A 24,337-nucleotide genomic window follows, 5' to 3' on the forward strand; every position below is an offset into this window, starting at 1 on the left:
TGTCATGCCCGGGCTTGACCCGGGCATCCATCTTTAACCCTCCCGCGAAACTTGCCCAAGGCGGCATCGACCACGCCTTCGAGACTGTTCTGCATCTCATATTGCCCCCGGAGATAGCGGGCGTCGCTGCCGTCGTGGGTCATGGCGATGAGATGTTCGGCGGCGCCGAGGCTGGCGAGGTCTTTGAAATAGGGCTCGATATGGCGGAGCGTGGTGAGCACATCTTCCCTTAGAGACAGCGTTTCCTTGCTGCGGGGATGGACGAGGGTGCCTTCGAGCCCGAACCGGCAGGCCTGGAAGCGGTTGTAGGTATAGACCAGATAATCGTCACGTTCAGGCGGCGGTTCGTTGCCGTCGAGCAGATATTTGCAGAGCGCCTGCAGGTAACAGGCCAGCGCCGCGGCTTTTTCCACCGTAAGCGGGGTGTCGCAGACCCTGAGCTCGATGGTGCCATATTCGGGCTTGGGACGGATATCCCAGTAGAAATCCTTCATGCTGTTGACGACGCCGGTATGTTCCATCTTGGCGAAATAATCGCTCGTGAATTCGTCCCAGTTGAGGATGAAGGGGGCGGTGCCGCTTAAGGGAAAGGCATAGACGGTATTAAGCCGCGACGAATTGAACAGGGTGTCGACGCCCTGAAAATAGGGCGACGACGCCGACAGCGCGATGAAATGCGGGACATAGCGATTGAGCGCGTGCAGGAGATAGAGCGCCTCATCCCCGGACCGGCAGCCGATATGCACATGCTGGCCATAGACCGTGAATTGTTTGGCGAGATAGCCGTATAGGATAGAGACTTCCTTGAAGCGCGGCTTGGGGAAAATCTGGCGTTCGAACCAGCGCTGGAACGGATGGCTGCCACCGCCGCAGACCCCTACATTGAGCCGATCTCCGGCCAAAACAAGTTTGTCACGAATATCGCGCAACTGATTGAGAATGCCGTCGTAATTGCGCTGCACGTCGGTGCAGATTTCAATCATGCTTTCGGTGATTTCCGGCGTCACATTGCCCGGAAAGGGCGCGCGCCGCAGCAGATGCAACATATCTGTGCTGGCGGAGGTAAGGTCGAAGCTCGTGAGATTGACAAGCTGGAGCTCAAGCTCAACCCCGACCGTGAGGGATTCCGAGGTTGTGAAGGATTCAAGCGGCACGGGGTCAGTCCTCTTTGCTTTTGGGCGTTTCCCGCGCCCAGATCAGGGCGCGCTGGATAACGATGGGGCCAAAGACTTCCAGAATAAGTGACATGGCGGCGAGCGCCGCGAGGTCTTCGACCAGACTGATGCCGATGTCTTTTGACTGGTCGAGCATGACCAGGGCAAAGACCGACAATGGCGTAAGGGCGAGGCCCGTCAGCATGCCTTTGCGCCAGGATATGCCGCCGAGATGGGCGAAAGCGGTGGCCCCGATGGTCTTGGTGACAAAGCGGGTGGCGACGATGGCGACGGCTATGCCTGCGCCGTTCACGACTTTGTGCCATTCGATGGTGGTGGCCACAAAGACAAACAACAGCACCACGAGCAGATTGCCGAGCGCGCCGAAATTCCGCTGCGCTTGATCCAGCGCCACACGGCGATGCCGCACCATGAGCCCGAAGGTGAGCGCGGCCAGCGCAGGCGAGAAGGCCAAGAGATGCATTATGCTCACCAGCATGATGACAGCGATGGCATAGGCGACGGTGGCGTCGGGGCCGTGAATTTTCAGTTTGCGCATCAAACCGGGAACGGCGATGCCAAACAGGCTGCCGGCGGCGGCCGAGGCGGCGAGCAGCACCAGACTGCTTAACAGCGCCTGACCCAGACTGCCGGTATGTTCAAACACCCAGAACCCGAGCACGACCTTGAACACAAACAGCGCCAGCACGCAGTTGAAGGCGGTGAGATGCAGGGCGCGTTCGGTCACCTGGCCCGAGCTATGCTGTTCGTTAATGACCCGGAGCACCACGGCGGGCGAGGTCGACATGGCGAGGGAGGCGAGGAGCAGGGCGGGCAGAACCGCCATCCCGAACCAGATCGAGACCGCATAGACCGCGGCAAAGGTCAGACCGGCTTCAAGCAGGCTTGTTGCGCCGAGCCAGGGATTGCTGCGCAGCCAATGCAGATTGATGCGATAGCCAAGCTCGAACAGGATGAGGCTGAAGGAAATGCTGGCGAGCAGCGTGATGGTCATGCTGCCGGACGGCGACAGCAGGCCGAGTTGCCCGGCCGCCATGAGAAAACCCACAAGACCATAACTTGTGAGGCGGGGGATGCGTAACAGCCGGTATCCGAATTCACCGGCGATCCAGGCGATCGCGAGGGCGAACGGCCAGATGAGGTCTGGGGCGATGATAGAGATCACATTCGGCATTTGGCCTCCTGTTGTGGCTGCGCACGGGCCGGTGCTTATTTGCGCGCGATTGCTCCCACTTTAGCGGGTGAGGGGGATGTAACGGGTTCGCCAAGGGCGATTTTGGCCAGACTTTTGGCCAGAGCCAAGGCACCTTTTAAACGATCGGCAGCGGACGGCCAGTCACGGATGATGACAAGTCGTTGATCAGGCTTGAGTTTAGCCGTGCCACGCTCGCGGCTCAGCATGTCGACGAGGCCGAGCGGGTTGGCGAACTGGCCCTTGCGGAAGGTGACGGTGGCGCCGCGCGGCCCGGCTTCGATCTTCTCGATCCCGGCCTGACGGCAGAAGCCTTTGATCTCGATGATGACGAGCAATTGTTTCACTTCGTCGGGCAGCGGACCGAAGCGGTCAATCAGCTCGGCGGCGAAGGCGTCGATTTCCTCCCGCGAGGTGAGGTCAGCGAGGCGACGATAAAGGCTCATACGGACATTCAGATCGCCGACATAGCTTTCCGGCAGCAAAACCGTCGCGCCCAAGGCAATCTGTGGCGACCAGTGTCCTTCAAATTCGGTCTCAAGACCACCGGCCCGGGCTTCGGCCACGGCTTCTTCCAGCATCTGCTGGTAAAGCTCAAGGCCGACCTCGCGGATATGACCCGATTGCTCATCACCCAGCAGATTGCCCGCGCCGCGAATATCAAGGTCGTGGGACGCGAGCGTAAAGCCCGCCCCGAGGGTATCGAGTGTTTGCAGAACCTGAAGCCGCTTTTCGGCGTTCGCGGTCAGAAGCTTGCCCTGCGGCAAGGTCATATAGGCATAGGCGCGGGTTTTCGACCGCCCGACACGGCCGCGCAGCTGATAAAGCTGGGCCAGGCCGAACATGTCGGCGCGATGGACGATCAGGGTGTTGGCGGTGGGAATGTCGAGACCGGATTCGACGATAGTGGTCGACAGCAAGACATCGAACTGGCCGTCGTAAAAGGCATTCATCACCTCGTCCATGGCGCTTGGGGCCATCTGGCCATGGGCGATGGCGATCTTCACCTCAGGTACGGTTTCGCGGATGAAGGCCATGACTTCGTCAAGGTCCGAGATGCGTGGCACCACATAGAAACTTTGGCCGCCGCGATAATGTTCGCGCAGCAAGGCCTCGCGGATGACCATGGGGTCCTGCGGCAGCACAAAGGTGCGGACGGCCAGACGATCCACCGGCGGGGTGGCGATCAGGCTCAGTTCCTTCAGGCCCGACATGGCCATATGAAGCGTGCGCGGAATCGGCGTCGCCGTCAGGGTCAGCACATGGACGTTGGATTTCAGCTGCTTGAGACGCTCCTTGTGCGAGACGCCAAAATGCTGTTCTTCGTCGACAATGAGCAGGCCCAGATTCTTGAATGCAATGGCCTTGCCCAACAGGGCATGGGTGCCGATGACGATATCCACCTTGCCGTCTGTGAGCCCCGCCTTGGTGTCGCGCAGTTCCTTGTCGCCCACAAGGCGTGACAGTTGGCCGATGCGGATGGGCAGTCCCTGGAAACGTTTTTCGAAGCCCTTGTAATGCTGGCGGGCCAACAGCGTGGTTGGCACCACCACGGCCACCTGAAAGCCGCTCATGGCGGCGACAAAGGCGGCACGGAGTGCCACTTCGGTCTTGCCGAAGCCGACATCGCCGCAGATCAACCGGTCCATGGGACGGCCCTGTCCAAGATCGTCGATCACATCGCCGATAGCGCGCAACTGGTCTTCGGTTTCGGCATAGGGGAAGCGGGCGCAGAATTCGTCATAAAGCCCTTCGGCCGGGTCCATGACCTCGGCCTGCCGGAGCGCGCGGGCGGCGGCGAGCTTGATGACCTCGTCGGCCATCTCGCGGATGCGCTTCTTGAGTTTGGCCTTGCGGCTTTGCCAGGCCGTGCCGCCGAGCTTATCGAGGATAACGCCGCTGTCTTCCGAGCCATAACGGCTCAGGACCTCGATATTTTCGACCGGCACATAAAGCTTGTCGCCGCCATCATAGACCAGCATCACGCAGTCATGGGGCGCGTCCATGACCTCGATGGTTATGAGCCCTTCGAAGCGGCCGACTCCATGGTCAACATGCACAACATAATCGCCGGGAATGAGTGCGGCGGCTTCGGTGAGGAAATTGTCGGCGCGTTTCTGACGCCGCGCTTTCCGAACCAGACGGTCGCCCAGCACATCCTGTTCGGTGATGAGCGCAAGATCCGCGGTTTCGAAGCCATGTTCAAGCGGCAGCACCAGAAGCCCGAGGATCTGGCGGTTGACCTTGCCGGCCTCGGCCCAGGCCTCAAGCGGCAGGGTGGCGCGCAGGCCATGGTCGCTGATCACGCCCTGCAGGCGTTCGCGGGCCCCGGCGCTGTAGCTTGCGAGAAGCACGCGTTTGCCGGATGCCTGCAGTTCCTCCACATGCTGGCGGAGGGCGTCATAGATGTTGGCGTTCGGCGTGTTGCGCTCGATGGCGAAATCACGGCCGAGACGGCCGCCGAGATCGCGGGTGACGCCATCTTCGGGCAGGTGATGGGGCGTGAAGACACGGACATCGCGCCCGGCCTGCGCCGTCTGCCAGTCGTCGGCTGTGAGATAAAGGCTTTCGGGCGGCAGCGGCTTATAGGGGGCGATGCCGCTGGCGCTCTTGAGATTGGCCTGTTCCTTGCGCGATCGGTAATAGTCCGTGATGGAGCCAAAGCGTTCGGCCAGCGCATCATCGGTTAAGGGATCAAGGGTGAGGATCGCATCCCCGGCATAGTCGAAAATGGTTTCAAGCCGCTCATGAAACAACGGCAGCCAATGTTCCATGCCGATATGCTTGCGGCCTTCGGAGACCGCCTCATAGAGCGGATCATTGCCCATGACGGTGCCAAAGGATTCGACATATCCCGCGCGGAAACGGCGGATGGCCTCGGGGCTTAACAATACTTCGCTTGCGGGCACGAGGTCCACGCGTTTGATTTTGGCGCTTGAACGCTGGGTCAGCGGGTCGAAGCTGCGGATGACGTCGATCTCGTCGCCAAAGAGGTCTAGCCGCACAGGCTCCGGCGATCCGGCGGGGAAAATATCGACAATGCCGCCGCGAATGGCGAATTCTCCGGGTTCCATCACGGTACCGGTGCGGCTGTAGCCGTTGGCGGCGAGAAAAGAGGTCAGCGCGGCAAGATCAAGCGCTTTGCCGCTGACCATGGAGAAGGCGGCGGCGGCCATGACGGCGCGGCTCGGGACGCGTTGGGAGGCGGCGTTGACGGTGGTGAGGATCAGGCGCGGGGTTTTGGGCGTCCCACGCTCGGCAAGGAGGGCGAGGGTGCGCACCCGACGGGCGGCGATATCGGCATGGGGAGAGGAGCGGTCATAGGGCAGGCAGTCCCAGGCCGGGAAGCGCAGGATTTCAATCTCGGGCGCGAAAAAGCGGATGGCGTCCACAAGCGTTGCCATGCGGGCGTCGTCGCGGGCCACATGAAGCGCCGTGCCGCGCGCCCGCACAATGTCCGCAAGCACCAGGGCGTCATAACCCTCGGGCACGCCGGCAATGGTCAGGCGGCCCTGGGTTTCGCTCAGATCTGTCCAGTCTTGTGGGGTCATCGGTCCAGATAATCGAGTTTGCGCAAGATGGTCATCACGTCGGTATCAAGATGCGCGGGTGGGGTGCGAATGCTGCCGATCCAGGCCACAAGATCAATGTCCTGTTCTTCAAGCAGGATTTCAAGCCGGTCCAGCTGGTCGTCGGTCAGTCGAACCATAAGCTTGTCAGCAAAATTGCCCAAAAGCACGTCCGCTTCCTTGATGCCCCGATGCCAGCAGCGAAAGCGCAGGCGTTTCAGGCGGATAGGGCGGTCTTCGGTCATGCTTTGACTCCCTCAAGGCTAGGTCTTGGAGCGTGGGGCGGCTTCGGGTAAGCTGTGCTCCGTCCGATATGTCCCCGTCTATTTAGGTGTCCTGCCGTCATGCGTCCAGAAATTTTGTTCCCGCTTTTCCGCGCGGTGACGGCGCTCAAGGGTATTGGCGGACGTACAAGCGCCCATCTCGCACGGATTGGAATCGTTCGCGTCAGCGATTTGTTGTGGCATTTGCCGGTCGGTCTTGTGGATCGCAGCTATGAGCCCGAGATCGCCATGGCTGAAAATGGCTCGGTCGCCACCCTGACGGTGTTCATCACCGGCCACAGCCCAAGCACGCCGAATTCCAAAAAGCCCTACCGCGTGCAGGCAACGGATAACAGCGGCGATCTTGATCTGGTGTTCTTCAAGGGCCAGCGCGATTACCTGATGGAAATGCTGCCGCCCGGCACCACGCGGATTGTGAGCGGCAAGGTCGAATGGTTCAATGGCCGCCTGCAAATGAGCCACCCGGATTATATCCTCGCGCCCGACCATCGCGATCGCCTGCCTTTGATCGAGCCGGTCTATGGCCTGACGGCGGGCTTGACCTCGCGCTCGCTTGGGCGGGCGGTGGATATGGTTCTGGCGGATCTGCCGGAACTGCCCGAATGGCATGATCCAGATAGTCTCGCCCGCCAGCAGTGGCCAGCATGGGGGGCGGCGCTCATCCGTCTGCATCATCCGGAAGACAAGGGCGATCTGAGCATCGACAGCCCGTCGCGCACCCGGTTGGCCTATGATGAGCTGCTGGCCAATCAATTGGCGCTGGCCCTGGTGCGCGAACGCATGCGCCGCCGCAAGGGGCAATCGGTCAAGGGCGACGGCCGGTTACAGGCGCGGGTGCGCGCCGTGCTGCCCTTTCCACTGACGGGGGCTCAGGAACGGGCGATTGTCGATGTGATCGCCGATATGGCCGATCCGGCTGCCATGCTGCGGCTGTTGCAGGGTGACGTGGGCAGTGGCAAGACGCTGGTGGCGCTGTTTGCCATGTTGGCGGCGGTTGAAGCGGGTGGGCAGGCGGCCATTCTCGCGCCGACGGAAATTCTGGCCCGCCAGCATCTCGAAAGCCTCAAATCCTATTGCGAGGCGGCGGGGGTGACCATCGGGCTTCTGACCGGGCGCGACAAGGGCAAGGCGCGGGAGCGTATTCTGGCCGATCTTGCGGCCGGGAACATCCAGATTCTGGTCGGAACCCATGCGCTGTTTGAACATGACGTGCTGTTTCAGAACCTGCTGCTGGCGGTGATTGATGAACAGCATCGCTTTGGCGTCCATCAGCGCCTGAAGCTTGCGGGCAAGGGGCAGGGCCCGGTCGATATGCTGGTGATGACGGCAACGCCCATTCCGCGCACGCTGGCGCTGACCGCTTATGGCGATATGGATGTGTCAAAACTTGATGAAAAGCCGCCGGGACGGCAGCCCATCGACACCCGCACGGTCTCGGCTCAGCGGTTCGAGGATGTGGTGGCGGGCGTCGGCCGTGCTGTGGGGCAGGGCCAGCAGGTCTATTGGGTCTGCCCGCTGGTGGAGGAATCCGAAACCATCGACCTTGCCGCCGCGACCGAGCGCAAGGCTGACCTTGAACAGCGCCTCGGGCTTCCGGTGGGGCTCATCCATGGCCGCATGAAGGGGCCTGACAAGGACGCCGCCATGGCCGCCTTCGCGGCGGGCGAGACGCGGCTTCTGGTGGCCACCACGGTGATCGAGGTCGGGGTTAATGTGCCGAACGCCACCATCATGGTGATCGAACATTCAGAACGCTTCGGGTTGGCGCAGCTCCATCAGTTGCGTGGCCGGGTCGGGCGCGGCACCGGCAAAAGCAGTTGCATCCTGATCTATAGTGGCCCGCTTGGGGAGACCTCCAAAGCTCGGCTTGCCATCATGCGGGAGACCGAGGATGGGTTTCGTATAGCTGAAGAGGATATGCGCCTGAGGGGTGCCGGGGAGCTTCTTGGCACCCAGCAAAGCGGCTTGCCGGAATTCCGCCTCGCCGATCTTGCCCATCATGGCGATCTTCTGGCTATGGCCCGGGACGACGCGCGGGCGGTGATCGAGGCTGACCCCGAACTCAAATCCCCGCGCGGACAGGCGCTCCGCGTGCTGCTCTATCTGTTCGAACGCGACGCAGCCATTCGTTATTTGCAGTCGGGCTAGAGACGGAGAGTTTTAAACAGATGTGGTAGTATCGGTCGGTAAGGATTCAAGATTGCTCGGATTTTCCGGCCGGGGTTCGCGGCGTGGGGGGACGACGATGCCGCCGGAGATGACGAATTTCAAGCCGTCATCCACGGACATATTCAGGCTGATCAGATCCCTGCGCGGGATGAACAGCAACAGGCCCGAGGTCGGCAAAGGCACGGTCGGCAGGAAGACGCTGACCACATCGGGGGCGGTGCGGTCTTTGACCTCCCCAGTGTTTTCATTGATGACGAAGGCCATGCTCCAGCAGTTGGGGCGCGGATATTCGATCAGGACCACTTCCTTGAATGAGCTTGCGTCCGACGATACCACCATCTGGAAGACCTGCTTCAGGGTGGCATAAAGGCTGCGAATGATCGGCGTGCGGTCGATCAGATTATCGCCGAGGGCCAACAGCGCGCGACCAAAGAAATTGGCGGCAAAGGCACCGAGCAGGATCAGAACGGTTACGACGATCACCAGCCCGAAGCCGGGCAGCGGAAACGGCAGATAGGCTTCCGGCATGAGATGTTTGGGAATGAGGGGAGCCACCAGGCTGTCGATCGTGGTGATAAAGCTCCAGACCAGATAGGCGGTGATGCCGACCGGCGCGGCCACGACAATCCCCGTTAAAAGGTAATTGCGCAGGCGGCGCATCATGGATTTGCGAGCTGTTTTCATCATTTTCATGCGGCGCTGTCCTTGGCCGAGCGCGCTGTCAAGATGGCCTCGACCTGAATGAGATCGGGAATGCTGTCGACGTCGATTGCGGCTTCCGGAACCGGCATGCGGATGGCTGCGGCGGTGACACCCAGCATCTTGCCCGCGCGTGAAATCAGTCCGTCGGTGGTATCAAGCCGCAGCAGATAGCGGATCATGTTGCCAAGGCCAAAGGCGCGGGCAAGTTTCAGGGGATGCTTGCGATCCTGTTCGAGATTGGCCCAGAAATCGAGAATGCGCAGCGAGTTCGGGGTGAGAAACGCGAACATATTGCAGCTTTTGAAGCCTTCACCCCGGCACTGAATAAAGGTGCGCTTGGCCGTAGGATAAGCCTTGCGGAACAGGGTTTCCGGCACGATGCCGAGCGCGAAATCGACCTGTTGCTGTTCGGCGGCGGCGAGAAAATGATCGATGAGCGCCGGGGTCAGCAGAGGGTGATCGGCGGTCGTCAGAAAAAACGGTGGTTTCAGATCGGTATCAGCCAAAAGCTTCTGGATGCTGTGGCAGATCGATCCGATCGACGGCTCGATGCTGCGAACAGTGTCGAGGGATGGGACGTGATCGCGGAGGGCGGCCGGATCGGCGGCACTGATATAGATCGGGCCGGCATAGTCGCTGTCCTTGAGGGCGTCGAGTACCCAGGCGATCATCGGTCGTCCGGCGAGGGGCACGATGGCTTTGAAGCTGACTCCACGCGCCTCGGCCACGGCGTCGATCCCTCGGCGCTTGCCAGCAAGCAACAGAGTGCGGAAATCATGTGCCATTACAGAAACCTTGTTACCCGAACGCCTTATTATCCCCAGGGCGCCTTATTATCCAAGCTCTTTGCCGTAAACTCGATAGGTTTTATAGGGCACGGAGTGAATTTTATCGAGAATGCCGCGCATACGCAGATTATCTTCGAGAATCCAGGATAATTCAGCATAGTGGCTGCCGCGTGCAGCCGCATTGCAGCGAATTTTTTCGATAAGCCCAAAGGACACAGCGGCCCCGAGCGGGCTGTTCTGGATGTCCTGCATAACCCCCATGAGCGGCACGCGCAGGCTGATCGGGTAATCGATCTTCAGCCATTTCAACAGCCGTAGCCAGCCAAAGGGAAACAGCTTGCCGTCAATGGTCTTGAGGATTTCATTGAGGTTCGGCAGCGTCACCATCATGCCCACCGGCTTGCCTTCGAAATAGGCGATATAGGTCAGCTCCTCGCGGACCAGAACCTTCATGCCGTCGGCGGTGTGCTTCAGCTCGGCTTCGGTCATGGGCAAATAGCCCCAATTGCCGGACCAGGCATCGTTGAAGATTTCAAGAATGATGTCGAGATCCTGCTGATAGCGGGACATCTGGACCGAGCGGAATTCCAGCCGGCCGTCTTTGACATAGCGGTTGGTCAGCTTCTTGATGCTTTCCGGGATGACGTCGCTGCGGATATCCACGTAATAGGCATAAAGGTCTTTGGCCTTTTCATACCCTGCCTGCTCAAGCTGGCGGGCGGTATAGGGCAGGCTGTGGCCCATCAACATCATGGGTGGCTTGGAAAAGCCATCGACCAGAACGCCGGGTTCTTCATTGAGGGTCGGATTATAGGGGCCAAGAACACGGGTCTTGCCGAACGACCGCAGCCAGTTTTCGGCAGTGCTCAGCAGCGCGCGGGCGGCTTCGTCATCGTCGGCCACATCGAAGAACCCGAAATGCCCGATCTGTTCGCCGTGATGTTCCGGAACGAGATGATCGACCTGGGCCGTGATGCGCCCGATGGCCTTGCGGCCGCGATAGGCGATGAAGGCCTGTAGCTCGGCATGCTGGAAATAGGGGTTTTTGTTGGGGTGCAGGCGCTCTTTGAGTTCATAGGCTAAGGGCGGCACCCAGGACGGATCCCCGGCGTAAAGCGCGCGCGATAGATGAATGAATTCATTGAGTTGTCGACCGGTCTTCACCGGCTCTATGCGCAGCGTTTCCAACTTTGGTCCCCCCAGACGACAGCTATATTAAAATGGTCAGACTTGTTGGCGACGCTCGCGCGGGGTGTCCGGACCAAGCCCGCCGGAAAGTTCAGCCACCCATGGATAAAGTGCGGCTTCTTCTTCGCTGTAACCAAGATTGAACACCGTGGGGCTTTTGCCCATTTTGGCATTGTTGTCGTAATAGGTGCCAAACACGCGGTCACAGATGTAATTGGTGATGCCGTAATTGCCATTTTCGTTATGAAAATGATGCGACATATGCAGCTTCTTGATGTCCTTCACCCATTGGATCTTGGGCTTGTAGGACAAATGCTGCGTGCAATGGAAGAATTCATAGAAGATCGTGGTGAACAGCCCGGTGGCCAGCCCGGCCGCCGCACCGCCAACACCGTCAAAGGCATAGCCGATGGGAATGGTCACCATGGCGATGGTCGGCAGCGTCGTATAAAGCGCGCCGAACAGCACTTCGAGGTCATGGGGATCCTGATGGTGATCGTAATGGATGCGCTTCCACACCGCGGCGGTCAGCTTGGACCGGAACAGATAGCGTCCATGCAGCACAAAGCGGTGGAGCAGATACCAGGCGAGCGGATAAACCATGATCGACAGGGCGATGACGGCAAGGGTCGGGAGGATTGCCGTGACATGGGTCACCGCCACATAGGTCGAGATAAGACCCACAACGATATAAGCCTGGATGGCATAATACTGGAAGAACGCGCGGATAAGCTCATTGAGCGTCATCTTGTTCAGATAATGCTTCTTCCGTTTCCAAAAGCCGAGCCGACCGATCACTAACGTTACCCTCCGTTATTGCGCCTGCAGTATAGGGGCCCAAACCCTCTCAGGTATAGGCTTTAATACGGGCACAGCATTCGGGCAAGGTTGTGGGCGATCAATACGGCGGATTTATGTCCGGATCAGTTGCGGATCCAGCGCGCGAATTTGCCGAATACGGCGGCGTCGCGATCGCTAAAGCCAAACCGCAGCAGCAGGATATAAGCCGCAAAGAATGCGGTGGCGCCCACGCCCATGCGGATAGCGATTGACGCGCTGCCCACGATGGCAACGGCGATGAAAATCATGGCAGCACCGGAAAAAGACCAGATTGCCGGGCGAATGAGCCTGCGGTCATAGGGTTGAAGGCCATAGAGCTTGTTGATCTGCTGAAGGCTGAGCAGGCTCGGCACATTGATGCCGATGGCGGTGGCAATGGCGGCGCCAACACTTCCCCAATGGGGCGTCATCCACAGCATCATAAGGGCGGTGACGGCAAAGCCGATGAGCCCGTTTACGAGTGAGACGCGGGAGCGCGTCAGCATTTCCTGAAGAGCCTGAGAGGGACCCGTTGCGGCTTCAACCGCGCGCCCCAGGCTGAGAATGGCAATCAGGACACCGGCACCTGCAAAGGTCGGCCCTACGAGGCTCGCAATGTCATGGCGAAGGGCCACAACGAGCGCCCCGGCCGGCATGAACAAGGACCAGATCAGGCGGGTTGAGAAAGCATACATGTCCCGGAGGGCGGCTTTTCCCGACAGCGCATTCTCAGCCGAAGCCAGCGGCGCGATCACATATTCAAAGCTTTGGCGAATGACCTGCAGTGCGCTCACAACCTTGCGGGCGACGGCGAAGACGGCAACGGCAATGGCCCCGGCAGCACCCGGAATGATGAAATTGAGGACGAAGATGGGGAAATTCGAATGAAACCGCTTCATGACGTTCGCGCCTGTCATGGGGCTGCCGAACTGCACAAGTTCACGGAACAGTTCCGGCGACACCCTTGTGGCCCAAAGTCGCTTGAGGTCGTAATGCTGCCCAAGCAGGCGTGTGCTCAGGATGCAGGCGACAAAAAGAGCCAGGAGATGGGACAGGAACAGACCATAATCGGCCAGACCGATGAAAAAAAACAGAACCCCGGAGATGATCCGCAGACCCTGTTCATAGAAAATCCGCACCTTGACCTCAGGGCCGAAGGCGTGGCGGGCACGGACCGCGGCGGTGCTCACTTCGATATAGCACCAGAGCGGAATGGCCCAGGCGTAGATCGCGATGATGGTCGGCAAATCTTTGCTGACCTCGGGGGCGGCATTGACATATTCCGCAAGCCAGGGGGCGAGGACGGTCAGAATGATGGCGAATAACAGGCTGAGCACACCGCTGATGAGCAGGGAGGCTTTGAGGACGGCATGGATGCGGTCTTCGTCGCGGGTCGATGGCACAAAGCGCTGAAGGGCGGTGCTCATGGCCAGATCCGACGCTCCGGTCGAGATCATCACATAGCCCCAGAACAGCATAAAAACGCCAAGCGTTGCCGCACCATAAAGATTGGCGAAGATAATGACGCCAACAGGCTCGATTACGGCACCAAGCTTGCCGAGGAAGGCAAGGCCAGCGCTTTTCGCCACCATATTGTCGCTTGTGGATCTGTTGGCGTCGGGACCTTGGGCGTCTTGGGTCACAGGCCGCCTAATCCTCGGTATAGACGACGACCATCAGGCCTGCCGCCAAAAATAACAGGAATGGTGCCCAGGCCGCGATCATGGGCGGCATGCGGCCGAACTGGCCCATGGCCAGCAACAGATTATCGACGATGAAGTAACTGAAGCCAAAGGCCATGGCGATGGCGATGCGGATGAACATCATGCCGCTGCGGACCACGCCGAAGGCCGCCAGAGCCGCGAGCAAAGGCATCAGCAGCGTCGCCGCCGGAGCCGCAAGCTTGTGATAGAGCGAGGCCGAGAGCGCACGGGTCGAATAGCCTTCCTCGTCAAGGCGGACCATGGCCGACAGCAGTTTGCCAAAGGACACCTGCTCGGGCACGACAGCGAGGGCGAGGAAACGTTCGGGCGGTATGCTTGAATTCCAGTCCATCTGCGGCGACGACGTCACCTCGTTATTGCCCATGTTGAAATGGCGCACGCGGAACAGAGTCCAGCGGTTATCCTGGTAAAGTCCGAAATCCGCCTTGGTGATGCCGGTCAGCTGGCCTTCAGGATTGCGTTCATAAATCGCCACATTGTCGATGACCAGCATCAGGCCATTGCGCGACACGCTGGCCGCTTCGATGAGGTTGTTGCCGTCGAGAACCCAGGTTTGCGCCGCCCCCTCGGGCGCGGGCGGCACGTCGAGGGCAAAGTTGTTGGCCTCCCAATGCCGGAGTTCGGCGGTTGAACTGGTAACCACGGTCTCGTTGAAGATGAAATGGCAGAAGGCGATCGCCATCGACACCATGACCAGGGGCGCAATGATCTGATAGGCCGATAACCCGGCCGCCTTCATGACCGTGATCTCGCTATGCTGGTTCAGCGTCGAATAGGTCAGAATGGCGGCCAAAAGGGCCGTGAATGGCACGAACTGGGCCAGAAGCTGTGGAAAGCGCAGCTGGATGTAATGCAGGATAGACATATAGGTCGCCCCGGGAGGCGACAGGATGTCTTCGGATGTGGTGAGGAGATCCAGAATTTGCAGGATCACCGTCACGCTGATCAAGAGAATCAGAAAATTGATCAGGAACGAGCGCCCGAGATAACGCTCGATCGTACGCGGCGCGCGGAGTTGGAGATCCATTATCATACTGCTGTCCTCGGCTCTTTACGGCGCAGCCGTGAGGCAAGATCCAGGATGGCAGTCCAGATATTTTCAAGCCATTGTAATGGCGATCCGCCAACCTTGGAATCAGAGATATAGAAAAGTCTGAGACTGCTGATAGCGAAGATCGCAAGCGGCAGCCACAGGAAAGCATAGACCGAGCCGCGACCCATTGCGGCATAAATTTCCCCGAATTCCAGGACTTTATGCAGAACCAGCATAAGCAGGATGCCAAAAAACATCCCTGTCGAGCCGGTTGTGCGTTTGGCGACGACGCCAAGAGGAATGCCAAAGAACGGAATCGCGAGCAGCATCAGAGCCCGGACGATGCGGGCGTGAAAGGCCGCTTTTGCGGCATTGGCATGAGGTCCGCCCGCCTGATAGGAGGTATAGAGTTCCGGCAGGGTCATCTCAAGCGTCTGATCGGCGCCGCGCTCGCGGAATTGTTCCGCATGGGGCAGGGAGATGATGAAATCATGCGAGCGGAAGGTGAGGACGCGCGGGTTGGTTTCGCGTTGATCGAGATCGACAAGAATGCCGTCTTCGAGGCGCAACACGAGATGGCCGAGGTCCCCTGTGGTATGGAACTGGCCGGTGCGGGCGGTGACCGCTGTCACGCGGCCGGTGGAGGCGATCCGTTCGATAAAAATACCGTTCATGATATCGCCGCCCTGTTCGCTACCATCAATCCGGAGCGTCAGGCCACTGCCGAGCTTGTTGAATGTTCCCGCCTTGATGCTGGCGCCGAGTGTGCCGCTTTGGACGTCGAAGGCAAGGGTTTGGTAAGCGTAACGGCTGTATGGCTGGAGAAAGCCTGTCAGCAGTATGGAGGCACAGCTTAGAACCAGAGCCAGCCCGAGCAGAGGCGGGAGCAGACGGTGCAGCCCGATGCCGCTACTTTGGATGGCATCAAGCTCGCTCGATTGCGACAGTTTGCGGAACCCAAGCTGGATGCCGAGGAAAAAACCTATGGGCAGGGCGAGGCCGAGATAATGCGGCAACAGACTGCCAAGCATGCGCCAGACCACGGAAAACGGGCCGCCTTCGTTGATCACGAAGTCGAAAATGCGCAGCATGCGTTCCAGAAGCAAAAGTAGAGCGGCAATCCCAAGCGTCACAAGGAGCGGGATTATTACCTGTCGGAAGACATAGCGGTGAATGCGGTACACGCCAGGCCCTTTTCCCAATCGTCCCTCTTACAATCGCTTTCCTTTTCCCAATCTGTCCGGCCACAAGCAAGGAAAAAAATGGATTCCGGGAGGATAAACTGGATTAAGTCGCAAGAAAGGTCGGTGATGATCATAGTCTTGCCAAACTCGGGGGGTAAGAGACTAATCGTGGATAGGGTGGGGTTGGGTGTGAGGTAAGATCAGGACCATGATAAAATATTGGAGCCTTGTGGGAGAAGGCGCCGCGTTATTGCTGTTTTCAGCCAGTGTCTGGGCGGGGGGCAGTATGATGCCGACGGCAGCCTATGCGACTAATGTGGGCCATGATTCTGCACAAGGGTTGATCGGGACCTCTCCGGACGAGTGCCAGAAGCTGTCTGGACGGCCGGATCTGCTGGTGCGGGCGACCCAGTTGAAAAATTTGAAGGGGACGGTCCGGTTCGTGCTTTATGGCGATAACCCAAAGGATTTTCTGAAAAAGGGCAAGCGTCTCGCGCGGGTGGAGATTCCGGCCAAAGAGGGGGCTATGGTCTGTATTTCCTTGCCGAAACCGGGTAATTACGCAATTGCGGTTTTGCATGACATCAATGCCAATGGAAAGTTCAATCTGGCCTCGGACGGGGGCGGGTTTTCGAACAATCCAAAGATAATGTTCAGCCGCCCGAGCTATGATGAGACATCTTTCGCGGTTGGGGATGCCGGTATCATGCTAGATATTAGGATGCGCTATCTATCGGGCGGGAAATAAAGGTTATTTTGACAGTTTTCTATAAGAAAGTTCAATCTTGATAGAGAGTTATCGAATCGATACTGTCTCTCCGCGTTCCGGTTCACAACCGGAGCGGCCACTGGTTCGATCTGTTTCCGGCCAGTTCGGGAGGATAGTGATGAATTTAGTGGGTGTTTTGAGCAATCCTCGCAGTACGCGAAATCAGTCCGGGCTGGACCGTGTACGTGATGTGGTTGAAGATTTCGACGGCGTATTCCATTTCGAAATTGATAGTATCTCGGATATCTCTCTGGCGCTGCGCCGCTTTGCTGAACAGGGCGTTGACGTGATTGCCATCAATGGCGGTGACGGGACCATTCAGGCGGTCTTCTCCTGTCTTCTGCGCGAGCGGCCCTTTACGGTGATGCCGCCGATTGCCGTCCTGCCCGCTGGCAAGACCAATATGATCGCGGAAGACCTTGGGGCGATGTCCGCAAAACCTCATGTCTATTTGCGCCGCCTGTTGGAACTGTGCCGGGATGAGCGGCTTGCCACCCGGATCGTCCGCCGCAGCATCCTGAGAATCGAAGGCATTCCAGGCGCCCCCGATCTGAATGGCATGTTCGTTGGGACGGCCGGGATCGTGCGCGGCATCGAATTCTGCCGCCAGATCATTTATCCGCTCGGGCTGCCGAATTTGCTGTCGCACCCGCTGACCGTGGGATTGCTGTTTTTTGGCAGCATGTTCGGCGGGCTGTTCGGTCGCTCGCCCCTGGCGACGGAGCCTATCGCGGCAAAGTTCGGCACAGTGGAACATGAGCCGCAGCAATATTTTGTGATTACGGCAACGACGCTCGACCGTCTCATTCTCGGGTTGCGTCCGTTTGGAGATACTGGGCAAGGCAGCATCAAGCTGTTGGCGGTGCCGCAACGTACGTCGACCATCACCAAAGCGTTCCTGCGGACCTTTAATGGGACGCTCGGGCGCAAGCCGATCAAGGATGTGACCACCATTCGCACAGATGAAGTTCGGCTTAAGTTGAATTGTCCGATCACTGTCGATGGCGAGCTTTTTGATGTACCACCGGATACAGAAATCCGGATCAGTGGGAATGAGGCATTGCATTTCGTCAATTTTGCCTCTGTTTAACCTGCGCTTTGAATAGACTGACAATGACCGTTTTGACGACCCAGACAGAGCAACGCGCACGTCTTTTCGACGTTATTCGTAAGGAACTTGCGACTCCAGTTGATCCGCGTGTTGGTGCGGCGGTCGAAGACCTGGCCAAGCGGCTGGGTGACGCGGTGGTCGGCGTGATGTTTTACGGCTCCTGCCTGCGGACCGGAGACCTGTCGGAAAAAATTCTCGATTTTTATGTGATTGTTGAGAGCTATGAGGCTCTGTGGCCCAGGCGGAGGTTTCTGCGGCTGGCCAATCGCCTCCTGCCGCCTAATGTCTTTTATGCCGAATGCGTGGTGGGTGGGGAAACCCTCAGATCCAAATACGCGGTTCTGTCCCTTGCGGATTTCGAACGCCTGTGCGGGCCAGACACATTCAATTCATCGGTCTGGGCGCGGTTCGCACAGCCTGTTCGCATGGTTTGGGCGCGAGACAAGGCGACAGAGGTTCGCCTGGCTCGGGCGGTGACCGACGCTGTTTTAACCACGATCGGGGAAACCCTGCCTTTGAAGCGGGCGACATTTGGTCCGGGTGAGCTTTGGCCGCGCGCCTTTACCGAGACTTATGCCGTGGAACTCCGGTCCGAGAAACAGGACAAGGGGCAGGAAATTGTTGCGCTCTATCAAGAACGCTATGACGCGCTGACGCCGATTGTGCTCGCCTGTTTCGGCAGCCGGGCGGTGGATGGTGGCCGCTATTCGCGTCCTGAGAATCTGCCCTCGCTGGACAAAATCACCAGCCGTTGGAGCCTTCGCCGGCGGCAGGGCAAGATCTTGAGCGTCCTTAGACTGATCAAGGCCGCCTCGACATTCGAAGGCGGCCTTGATTATCTCGCTTGGAAGATCAGTCGTCACTCAGGCGTGCCGCTTGTGGTCACGCCGTGGCAGCGGCGACACCCTGTCCTGGCTGGCCTGACGATGTTCTGGCGTCTGCACCGGAAAGGTGCGTTTCGCTGAGAATGCCAAGCGCCGCGCCGACTTCGGCGAATTTCTCCAGCATGATCTCGATCTGTTCCGCGGTGTGGGCGGCCGACAGGCTGCAGCGCAACAGATAGACCCCGGCCGGAGTCGCGGGCGGGAAGGCGAGGTTCACATAGACCCCGGCCTTCAACAGCTGCGACCAGAAATGCATGGCGCCTGCCTGGTCACGGACAATGACGGCGCTGATCGGGCTGACCGGCGCGCCAAGCTCGAACCCAAGATCTGAGAGGCCTTGATGGAGCTGGCGGGCATTGTCCCACAGCTTGTCCTTGATATCGGCGGAGGACCCCATGATGCGTATGGCAGCTGTGGCGGATGCAACGACTGACGGCGGCAGAGAGGCGGTAAAGAGATAGGGCCGGCAGACATAGCGCAGCACTTCGAATTTCGGATGGTTGCTGACACAGAAGCCGCCGATGGTGCCGACGCTTTTGCTGAAGGTGCCGACGATGAAATCGACTTGATCTTCAATGCCTTCTTCCTGGACGACGCCACGGCCGGTGGCCCCGAAGACACCCATGGAATGGGCTTCGTCGACCAGAACCGCAGCGCCATGGGCCTTGGCCACGGCAACCAGTTCCTTCACCGGAGCCTTGTCGCCGAGCATGCTGTAAAGGCCTTCGATCACCACGAGGCGTCCGGCCTTGGGGTCGATGCGCTTCAGGCGCTTGTCGAGGTCGGCGGCGTCATTGTGCTTGAAGCGGATGACCGTCGCGTTGCCCATCTTGCAGCCGTCATAGATCGACGCGTGGCTGTCAGCGTCGATCAGGATGAAATCATCCGAACCGCAAAGCGTTGAAATCATGCCCAGATTGGCCTGGTAGCCGGTCGAGAACACCATGGCATGCTCGGTGCCGTAAAATTCGGCCAGTGTCTTTTCGAGCGTGCGGTGGCCCGAATAGGTGCCGTTCAGCACTCGCGAGCCGGTGGTTCCGGTTCCGTCACTGTCAAGCGCAGCCTTGGCGGCGGCGATGCAATCGGGATGGAACGTCAGGCCAAGGTAATTGTTGGTCCCCGCAAGGATGGTCCGGCGGCCATTGATGATGGCTTCGGTCTGCGAGATGACTTCGTCCATGCAGAGAGTGAAAGGATTGCCATCTTCGAACGGAAGACGGGCTTTCATTGCAAGGACGGAATTGAATTTATCAAAAAGATCCACGCGCCTTACCCCTGAATGATCTTTTGTACGGCGGCGGATACCTGCCCCAGGCGTTCGAGATCCGGCAAAATGTTCAGTGGAACAGTGATGTCGTAATGGTCCTCGATAGCGGCCAACAGATCCATGACCGCGAGAGAATCAAGATCGAGATCGGACGAAAAGCTGGTGTCCCGGGTGATGGCGATGTTCTTTTTATTGAACGGCGCAATCAGCTTAAGGACTTCCGCGAAAATCTCTTCTTCGGACAGGTTTTTGATGTCGGCTTGCATAGCGAGGGCGTTCTCCATGGGGCAGTGCCCGGATGATTGTGCCGGGTTATCTTGGTCGGCAAGGTTATACCACATGAATGTGCGAAAACACTATTCCTAGCATGGGCCAAGCAAACAGTTACAAAAGGCGGTCGTGCGGCGGATTTAACAGAGTTAAAACAGAAAATTATGGCGATACCAAGCCAAGGTTTCGGCAAGACCGTCCTGAAGGCCGATCCGGGGGTCCCATAACCCCGATCTGTTGAGGAGCGGCGATTGTGCCACCCAGTCCGGATGGGTCAGTTCCCGGGCCTTGCCCGGCGTCAGCATGGGGGCCTGGCCGGTGAGGCGGGACAGGATTTGATTGAGCGCGCCTATGAGGCCGAGAAGTCTGGCCGGTACGGGCAGCAGATGGACGCGGCGGCCGAGGATGGCGGCGGCGATCTCATAAACCTCTGCAAGGCCATAACCGTTCGGGCGGCCATCATCGAGTTCGAAAATCTGGCCCCGGACGCTGGCTTGCGGTGCATCGAGGAGGGCGAGCACGGCCGCCATCAGATCCTGCACATGAATGAGCGACAGGCGGGCCGCGCGGCCGCCGGGCAGGAAGCCGACGCCGAATTTCAGGCTTTTGAAAATCTTGAGGATTTCCATGTCGCCGGGGCCATAGACTGCGGGTGGGCGCAGTCCGCACCATAAAAGGTCTGAGGTTTCATGGAGGATGGTTTCACCCGCCGCTTTGGAGGCTGCATAGTCGGACAGTCCTGGTTCGCGGGCGGCGAGGGATGACAGATGGATGACACGGGCCGTCGGGGTCTCCGCCCGGACATGGCTCAGGAGACGGGCGACGGCATCGGCATTCGCATCAAAGAACGCGGTCTTGGACCGGGCCTTCACGAGGCCTGCGCAATGAATGACGGCATCGGCGCCGCGCACCAGTCGGGCAAGGGCGTCGTCATCGGCCATGTCGCCGGAAATCCAGCGGATCCCGGCTTGGTCCGGTCGGGCGCGGCGGGTCAGGGCCTGCACATGATCGCCGCGCGCCAACAGGGCGGCCATGATATGGCCACCGATGAAGCCGGTTGCACCCGTGATGGCGATGGTTTGCTGGGGCATGGGGGCTTACTCGTGAAAAACAAAAGGCGGAACCTTGGTCCCGCCTTTTACTGTATCCAGGGCAATCACTTACTGCACTATGAAAGCGCCGGACAGATAATTGTTCCGGGCCTTGGAGCGGCTGAGCTTGCCGGACGAAGTTTTCGGCAGCGAGCGCGGATGCACCAGAATGACCTCGCAGGCCATGCCGAAGAACTGCTGCACGGTTTCCTTGATCTGACGCTGCAGGTCGGCGCGGGCGTCTTCGTCACGGAGACGGCATTGCACTAGGACCATCGGCACTTCCTCGGCATTGCGGCCGGGGACTGAGATGGCGGCGCTGTCGCCCGCCCGCAGGCCGGGGAGCTGTTCGACCGCCCATTCAATGTCCTGCGGCCAGTGATTGCGGCCGTTGATGATCATCATGTCCTTGAAGCGCCCAACGATGAACAGCGAACGGCCATGCATATAGCCCATGTCGCCGGTATCGAGCCAGCCATCGCGGCTGAGCGCCTGACGGGTGGCTTCTTCATCGAGGTAATATTCGCGCATGACGCTGTTGCCGCGCAGGAAGACCCGGCCGATCTGGCGATCGCCCAGAACATGGCCCTGCTCGTCGCGGATGTCGATTTCATATTCCGGCAGCGGAATGCCGCAATTGACTACGGCGCGGTAGGCGACATTGTCATTGCTGGTCTGATGGGCAAAGAAACCCGAAGCCATGTCGGCCAGCGCGTGGCCGTTGGTGCCGCTTTGGTGATGGGTGCTTTTCTGGGTGCTATGGAGGTCGCCGGACAGGACACGCTCGTCAACCATGTCAACTTCGACGCCATGGCCAAGCTGAGCAAAACTGACCGCAAGCGTGCATTCGGCCAGACCGTAGCTTGCCACGAAGGCCTTTTCATTGAACCCGGTGGGGGCCAGCGTCTGGGCGAAACGTTCAAGCACGTCGGGACGGATCATGTCGCCGCCGATGCCAGCCACACGCCAGGAGCTGAGATCAAGGCTGTTGATGGCGGTTTCACCAGCGCGGCGGGCGCAGATTTCATAGCCGAAGGTCGGGCTGTAGGAAATCGTGCCACGGTTGGCGCTGAGCAGATTGAGCCATTGCAGCGGACGACGGGCGAAGTCTTCGGTAGCCAGGAAATCAACCGAAACCTGACAGGTCACCGGCACCAACAGGCAGCCGACGAGGCCCATGTCATGGTAAAACGGCAGCCAGGACGTGCAACGATCATCGTCATTGAGCTTAACGCCCGACGCACCCATGCCATGGGTATTGGCCAGCAAGGACCGATGAGTGACGGCAACGCCATGGGGGAAGCGCGTGCTGCCCGATGAATATTGCAGATAGGCGAGATCGTCCGGCGTCGGCAGGCGAAGCGCCGTGTTCACACCGGTTTCAAGCTCGCGGAATTCGTCATGAGTACCGCAAAAGGCGAATTCAATGCCTTCGGAGGCTTCACGCAGGAAGGTGTCCATGCCGGGCGGGGCCAGGGCCACCGTCGCGCCACAGCTTTTCATTTGCAGATTGAGCTGCTGGGTATAGCCATCGCGCCCGCCGAACGAGGTCGGCAGGGGCAAGGGTACCGGTAAGACCGAGGCATATTGGCAGCCCAGGAAAGCCACGGCAAAGTCAAAGCTGGTGTCGGCAATCAGCGCCACCCGCGTTTCTTTTTCGAGACCAAGGTGGAGAATGCGCTGCGCAAACTCGATCGCGCTGTCGCGGACCAAAGAATAGGGCGCAGCAACCTCAAGCTGTCCGCGGGCTGAATAAAAATTCAGACCACGTCGGCCATTGGCGGCGTAATCAAGCGCATCGGGAAGTGTTTCAAAATCCGCGAAGCGCCGCTTTTGCGTGTCATCACGCGTCGGCGTTGGTGCGGGCATCATGACTACCAAGCAAGTCTACCATTCCTTAACCAAGGGCATCCACGCGCAGCAACGCATTAAACCCAAACCAACTGGTCAAATAGCGTCACTAAAACATGAGTGCAAGTGTTTTATCCGGCGAGGAACAAGCAACTTCCTATGAATTTCACTGTTATGCACGTGAAATCACATCATAAGTCTGCCCCCGTTGAGTGCAGTGAATATTGGTGGAATTTGTCAAGAATAAGGTCAGAGGGGGGAGGTTATTGCAAAAGAACAATTTCTTTACAGAAATCGGTCGATTTTGAGGCTTTTAGGACACAGTTTTGCGTTTTGAGGTCACGGCGATCCCAATCAGGATTAGAGCGCAAGCCAGAAAATCGGCTGTGCTAAGATTTTCATCAAGCCAGAACACACCGGCAAGGACGCCGATCATCGGCACCAGATAATTGTTCAAGGACGTGATGGTCGCGCCAACGCGGCGGATCAGGGCCACCATGACAACCATGGCAACAGCGGAGCCGATCACCCCGAGATAGAGCAGGGATAGAGTGGCCTCGACCGTCGGTTTGAGATGCCAGGGGGCTTCGAGCAGAAAGCTGAGCGGCAGGAGACAGGCCGTGGCCGAGACCAACAGGGCCGTTGTCAGTTCGAGGCCGTCCATCCCGGGGTTGTCGCCGTTGCTCATGCGCCGGATCATCAGCCCTTCGAGGGAATAGCTGAAGGCGCTGAGGAGAATGGCGGCAATGCCTAGGATGGCGGAGCTGGACCCGCTGCCGTCGATGCGGCTTGAAAACAGCACCATGACGCCGGCGAAGCCGATCAGGGTGCCAAGCGCCCGGCGTGGAGTCAGCTTTTCATCGGCTGTGAAGATATGAGCAAGCGGCAGGGTATAGAGCGGCACGCTGGCCATGCAGATGGCCGCGACGGCGCTGTCGATGCTTTGCTGACCCCAGCCGATCAGGCTGAAGGGCAGCACGAGACCGGCGCAACTGGCTGTCAGGATAAAAAGCCATAGCTTGCCGCCGCGCGGCAGTCGCCGCCCGGTCAGACGCAGATAGACCAGCATGATGATGGCGGCGAGGCCGACCCGGATGGCGGCGATGGTGACCGGGGGAAAGCTGGTGAGGGCGATCTTCAGAAAGGCAAAGGCGGTGCCCCAGATGGTGGCCAGCAGCACCAGCAAAAGAATGTCGAACGGGGTGACGGAGGTGGATCGGCGCGTCTGCATGCTTATCCTGATCTTGCTAATCGTCTGAGCCTTAGG

At 59.1% G+C, this 24,337-nt stretch carries 20 protein-coding genes; 4 read left to right on the forward strand and 16 right to left on the reverse strand.

Annotated features, from left to right (window positions below; translation table 11 throughout):
* Window positions 1-2 precede the first annotated feature (2 nt).
* The 4 genes from NYP16_RS06625 to NYP16_RS06640 are packed head-to-tail and all read right to left on the reverse strand — an operon-like array spanning window position 3 to window position 6,181.
* Window positions 3-1,154 (reverse strand): YbdK family carboxylate-amine ligase, encoded by a 1,152-nt coding sequence (locus NYP16_RS06625; RefSeq protein WP_274943335.1) that lies wholly within the window; start codon window positions 1,152-1,154, stop codon window positions 3-5.
* Between the two features lie 4 nt (window positions 1,155-1,158).
* Window positions 1,159-2,349 carry a cation:proton antiporter gene (locus NYP16_RS06630; RefSeq protein ID WP_274943336.1) on the reverse strand — a complete coding sequence of 397 codons (1,191 nt, stop codon included), beginning with the start codon at window positions 2,347-2,349 and terminating at the stop codon, window positions 1,159-1,161.
* 35 nt (window positions 2,350-2,384) lie between these two features.
* Window positions 2,385-5,918: a transcription-repair coupling factor gene (gene mfd / locus NYP16_RS06635; protein ID WP_274943337.1), complete on the reverse strand. Its 3,534-nt coding sequence runs from the start codon at window positions 5,916-5,918 to the stop codon at window positions 2,385-2,387.
* On the reverse strand, window positions 5,915-6,181 hold the full coding sequence (locus NYP16_RS06640; RefSeq protein ID WP_274943338.1) for a succinate dehydrogenase assembly factor 2: 267 nt from the start codon (window positions 6,179-6,181) through the stop codon (window positions 5,915-5,917). Before NYP16_RS06640 ends, mfd begins: the two co-directional genes overlap by 4 nt.
* Before the next feature lie 99 nt (window positions 6,182-6,280).
* On the opposite strand from NYP16_RS06640, the gene recG reads away from it, so the two are divergent.
* Window positions 6,281-8,368 (forward strand): ATP-dependent DNA helicase RecG, encoded by a 2,088-nt coding sequence (recG, locus tag NYP16_RS06645; protein WP_274943339.1) that lies wholly within the window; start codon window positions 6,281-6,283, stop codon window positions 8,366-8,368.
* Window positions 8,369-8,380: 12 nt separating this feature from the next.
* On the opposite strand, the gene NYP16_RS06650 is transcribed toward recG, so the two are convergent.
* The 7 genes from NYP16_RS06650 to lptF all read right to left on the reverse strand — a co-directional run bounded on the left by NYP16_RS06650 (window position 8,381) and on the right by lptF (window position 15,827).
* A complete protein-coding gene (locus NYP16_RS06650; protein WP_274943340.1) occupies window positions 8,381-9,082 on the reverse strand; it encodes a DUF502 domain-containing protein in 702 nt (233 codons plus the stop codon).
* Window positions 9,079-9,876, reverse strand: coding sequence for a nucleotidyltransferase family protein (locus tag NYP16_RS06655; protein ID WP_274943341.1), 798 nt, complete (start codon window positions 9,874-9,876; stop codon window positions 9,079-9,081). Before NYP16_RS06655 ends, NYP16_RS06650 begins: the two co-directional genes overlap by 4 nt.
* Before the next feature lie 48 nt (window positions 9,877-9,924).
* Window positions 9,925-11,067 (reverse strand): hypothetical protein, encoded by a 1,143-nt coding sequence (locus NYP16_RS06660; protein WP_274943342.1) that lies wholly within the window; start codon window positions 11,065-11,067, stop codon window positions 9,925-9,927.
* Between the two features lie 36 nt (window positions 11,068-11,103).
* Window positions 11,104-11,865, reverse strand: coding sequence for a sterol desaturase family protein (locus NYP16_RS06665; RefSeq protein WP_274943343.1), 762 nt, complete (start codon window positions 11,863-11,865; stop codon window positions 11,104-11,106).
* A gap of 125 nt (window positions 11,866-11,990) precedes the next feature.
* On the reverse strand, window positions 11,991-13,529 hold the full coding sequence (locus NYP16_RS14510; protein ID WP_274943344.1) for an oligosaccharide flippase family protein: 1,539 nt from the start codon (window positions 13,527-13,529) through the stop codon (window positions 11,991-11,993).
* A gap of 7 nt (window positions 13,530-13,536) precedes the next feature.
* Window positions 13,537-14,643 carry an LPS export ABC transporter permease LptG gene (gene lptG / locus NYP16_RS06675; RefSeq protein WP_274943345.1) on the reverse strand — a complete coding sequence of 369 codons (1,107 nt, stop codon included), beginning with the start codon at window positions 14,641-14,643 and terminating at the stop codon, window positions 13,537-13,539.
* On the reverse strand, window positions 14,640-15,827 hold the full coding sequence (lptF, locus tag NYP16_RS06680) for an LPS export ABC transporter permease LptF (RefSeq protein WP_274943346.1): 1,188 nt from the start codon (window positions 15,825-15,827) through the stop codon (window positions 14,640-14,642). The genes lptG and lptF overlap by 4 nt, the downstream gene beginning before the upstream one ends.
* 286 nt (window positions 15,828-16,113) lie before the next feature.
* Between lptF and NYP16_RS06685 the strand changes: the two genes are divergently transcribed.
* From NYP16_RS06685 to NYP16_RS06695, 3 genes are all read left to right on the forward strand, one after another.
* A complete protein-coding gene (locus tag NYP16_RS06685) occupies window positions 16,114-16,575 on the forward strand; it encodes a DUF2141 domain-containing protein (protein ID WP_274943347.1) in 462 nt (153 codons plus the stop codon).
* Between the two features lie 139 nt (window positions 16,576-16,714).
* A complete protein-coding gene (locus NYP16_RS06690) occupies window positions 16,715-17,686 on the forward strand; it encodes a diacylglycerol kinase family protein (RefSeq protein ID WP_274943348.1) in 972 nt (323 codons plus the stop codon).
* A 23-nt stretch (window positions 17,687-17,709) separates the two neighbouring features.
* Window positions 17,710-18,672 (forward strand): hypothetical protein, encoded by a 963-nt coding sequence (locus tag NYP16_RS06695; protein ID WP_274943349.1) that lies wholly within the window; start codon window positions 17,710-17,712, stop codon window positions 18,670-18,672.
* Here the strand turns inward: NYP16_RS06695 and spt are convergent.
* The 5 genes from spt to NYP16_RS06720 all read right to left on the reverse strand — a co-directional run bounded on the left by spt (window position 18,590) and on the right by NYP16_RS06720 (window position 24,301).
* On the reverse strand, window positions 18,590-19,855 hold the full coding sequence (gene spt / locus NYP16_RS06700) for a serine palmitoyltransferase (RefSeq protein ID WP_274943350.1): 1,266 nt from the start codon (window positions 19,853-19,855) through the stop codon (window positions 18,590-18,592). The two genes, NYP16_RS06695 and spt, sit on opposite strands and share 83 nt — an antisense overlap.
* A 5-nt stretch (window positions 19,856-19,860) precedes the next feature.
* The gene (locus NYP16_RS06705) at window positions 19,861-20,124 is read right to left on the reverse strand and encodes an acyl carrier protein (protein WP_274943351.1); all 264 of its coding nucleotides are present in this window, start codon (window positions 20,122-20,124) and stop codon (window positions 19,861-19,863) included.
* A gap of 153 nt (window positions 20,125-20,277) precedes the next feature.
* The gene (locus tag NYP16_RS06710; RefSeq protein WP_274943352.1) at window positions 20,278-21,219 is read right to left on the reverse strand and encodes an NAD-dependent epimerase/dehydratase family protein; all 942 of its coding nucleotides are present in this window, start codon (window positions 21,217-21,219) and stop codon (window positions 20,278-20,280) included.
* Between the two features lie 69 nt (window positions 21,220-21,288).
* Window positions 21,289-23,091, reverse strand: a complete 1,803-nt coding sequence (locus NYP16_RS06715; RefSeq protein ID WP_274943353.1) for an AMP-binding protein — start codon at window positions 23,089-23,091, stop codon at window positions 21,289-21,291.
* A 292-nt stretch (window positions 23,092-23,383) separates the two neighbouring features.
* Window positions 23,384-24,301, reverse strand: a complete 918-nt coding sequence (locus tag NYP16_RS06720; RefSeq protein WP_274943354.1) for a DMT family transporter — start codon at window positions 24,299-24,301, stop codon at window positions 23,384-23,386.
* Between the last annotated feature and the right edge of the window lie 36 nt (window positions 24,302-24,337).

The organism is Govania unica (assembly GCF_027920805.1).
In the GTDB taxonomy this organism is placed as follows: Bacteria; Pseudomonadota; Alphaproteobacteria; order Sphingomonadales; family Govanellaceae; genus Govanella; species Govanella unica.

Excerpts from the sequence above, each read along its gene's own strand:
- NYP16_RS06630 (WP_274943336.1), bottom strand. The coding sequence starts at position 2,349 with ATGCCGAATGTGATCTCTATCATCGCCCCAGACCTCATCTGGCCGTTC.
- mfd (WP_274943337.1), bottom strand. The coding sequence starts at position 5,918 with ATGACCCCACAAGACTGGACAGATCTGAGCGAAACCCAGGGCCGCCTG.
- NYP16_RS06640 (WP_274943338.1), bottom strand. The coding sequence starts at position 6,181 with ATGACCGAAGACCGCCCTATCCGCCTGAAACGCCTGCGCTTTCGCTGC.
- recG (WP_274943339.1), top strand. The coding sequence starts at position 6,281 with ATGCGTCCAGAAATTTTGTTCCCGCTTTTCCGCGCGGTGACGGCGCTC.
- NYP16_RS06650 (WP_274943340.1), bottom strand. The coding sequence starts at position 9,082 with ATGAAAATGATGAAAACAGCTCGCAAATCCATGATGCGCCGCCTGCGC.
- NYP16_RS06655 (WP_274943341.1), bottom strand. The coding sequence starts at position 9,876 with ATGGCACATGATTTCCGCACTCTGTTGCTTGCTGGCAAGCGCCGAGGG.
- lptG (WP_274943345.1), bottom strand. The coding sequence starts at position 14,643 with ATGATAATGGATCTCCAACTCCGCGCGCCGCGTACGATCGAGCGTTAT.
- NYP16_RS06685 (WP_274943347.1), top strand. The coding sequence starts at position 16,114 with ATGATGCCGACGGCAGCCTATGCGACTAATGTGGGCCATGATTCTGCA.
- NYP16_RS06690 (WP_274943348.1), top strand. The coding sequence starts at position 16,715 with ATGAATTTAGTGGGTGTTTTGAGCAATCCTCGCAGTACGCGAAATCAG.
- NYP16_RS06695 (WP_274943349.1), top strand. The coding sequence starts at position 17,710 with ATGACCGTTTTGACGACCCAGACAGAGCAACGCGCACGTCTTTTCGAC.
- NYP16_RS06705 (WP_274943351.1), bottom strand. The coding sequence starts at position 20,124 with ATGCAAGCCGACATCAAAAACCTGTCCGAAGAAGAGATTTTCGCGGAA.
- NYP16_RS06710 (WP_274943352.1), bottom strand. The coding sequence starts at position 21,219 with ATGCCCCAGCAAACCATCGCCATCACGGGTGCAACCGGCTTCATCGGT.
- NYP16_RS06715 (WP_274943353.1), bottom strand. The coding sequence starts at position 23,091 with ATGATGCCCGCACCAACGCCGACGCGTGATGACACGCAAAAGCGGCGC.
- NYP16_RS06720 (WP_274943354.1), bottom strand. The coding sequence starts at position 24,301 with ATGCAGACGCGCCGATCCACCTCCGTCACCCCGTTCGACATTCTTTTG.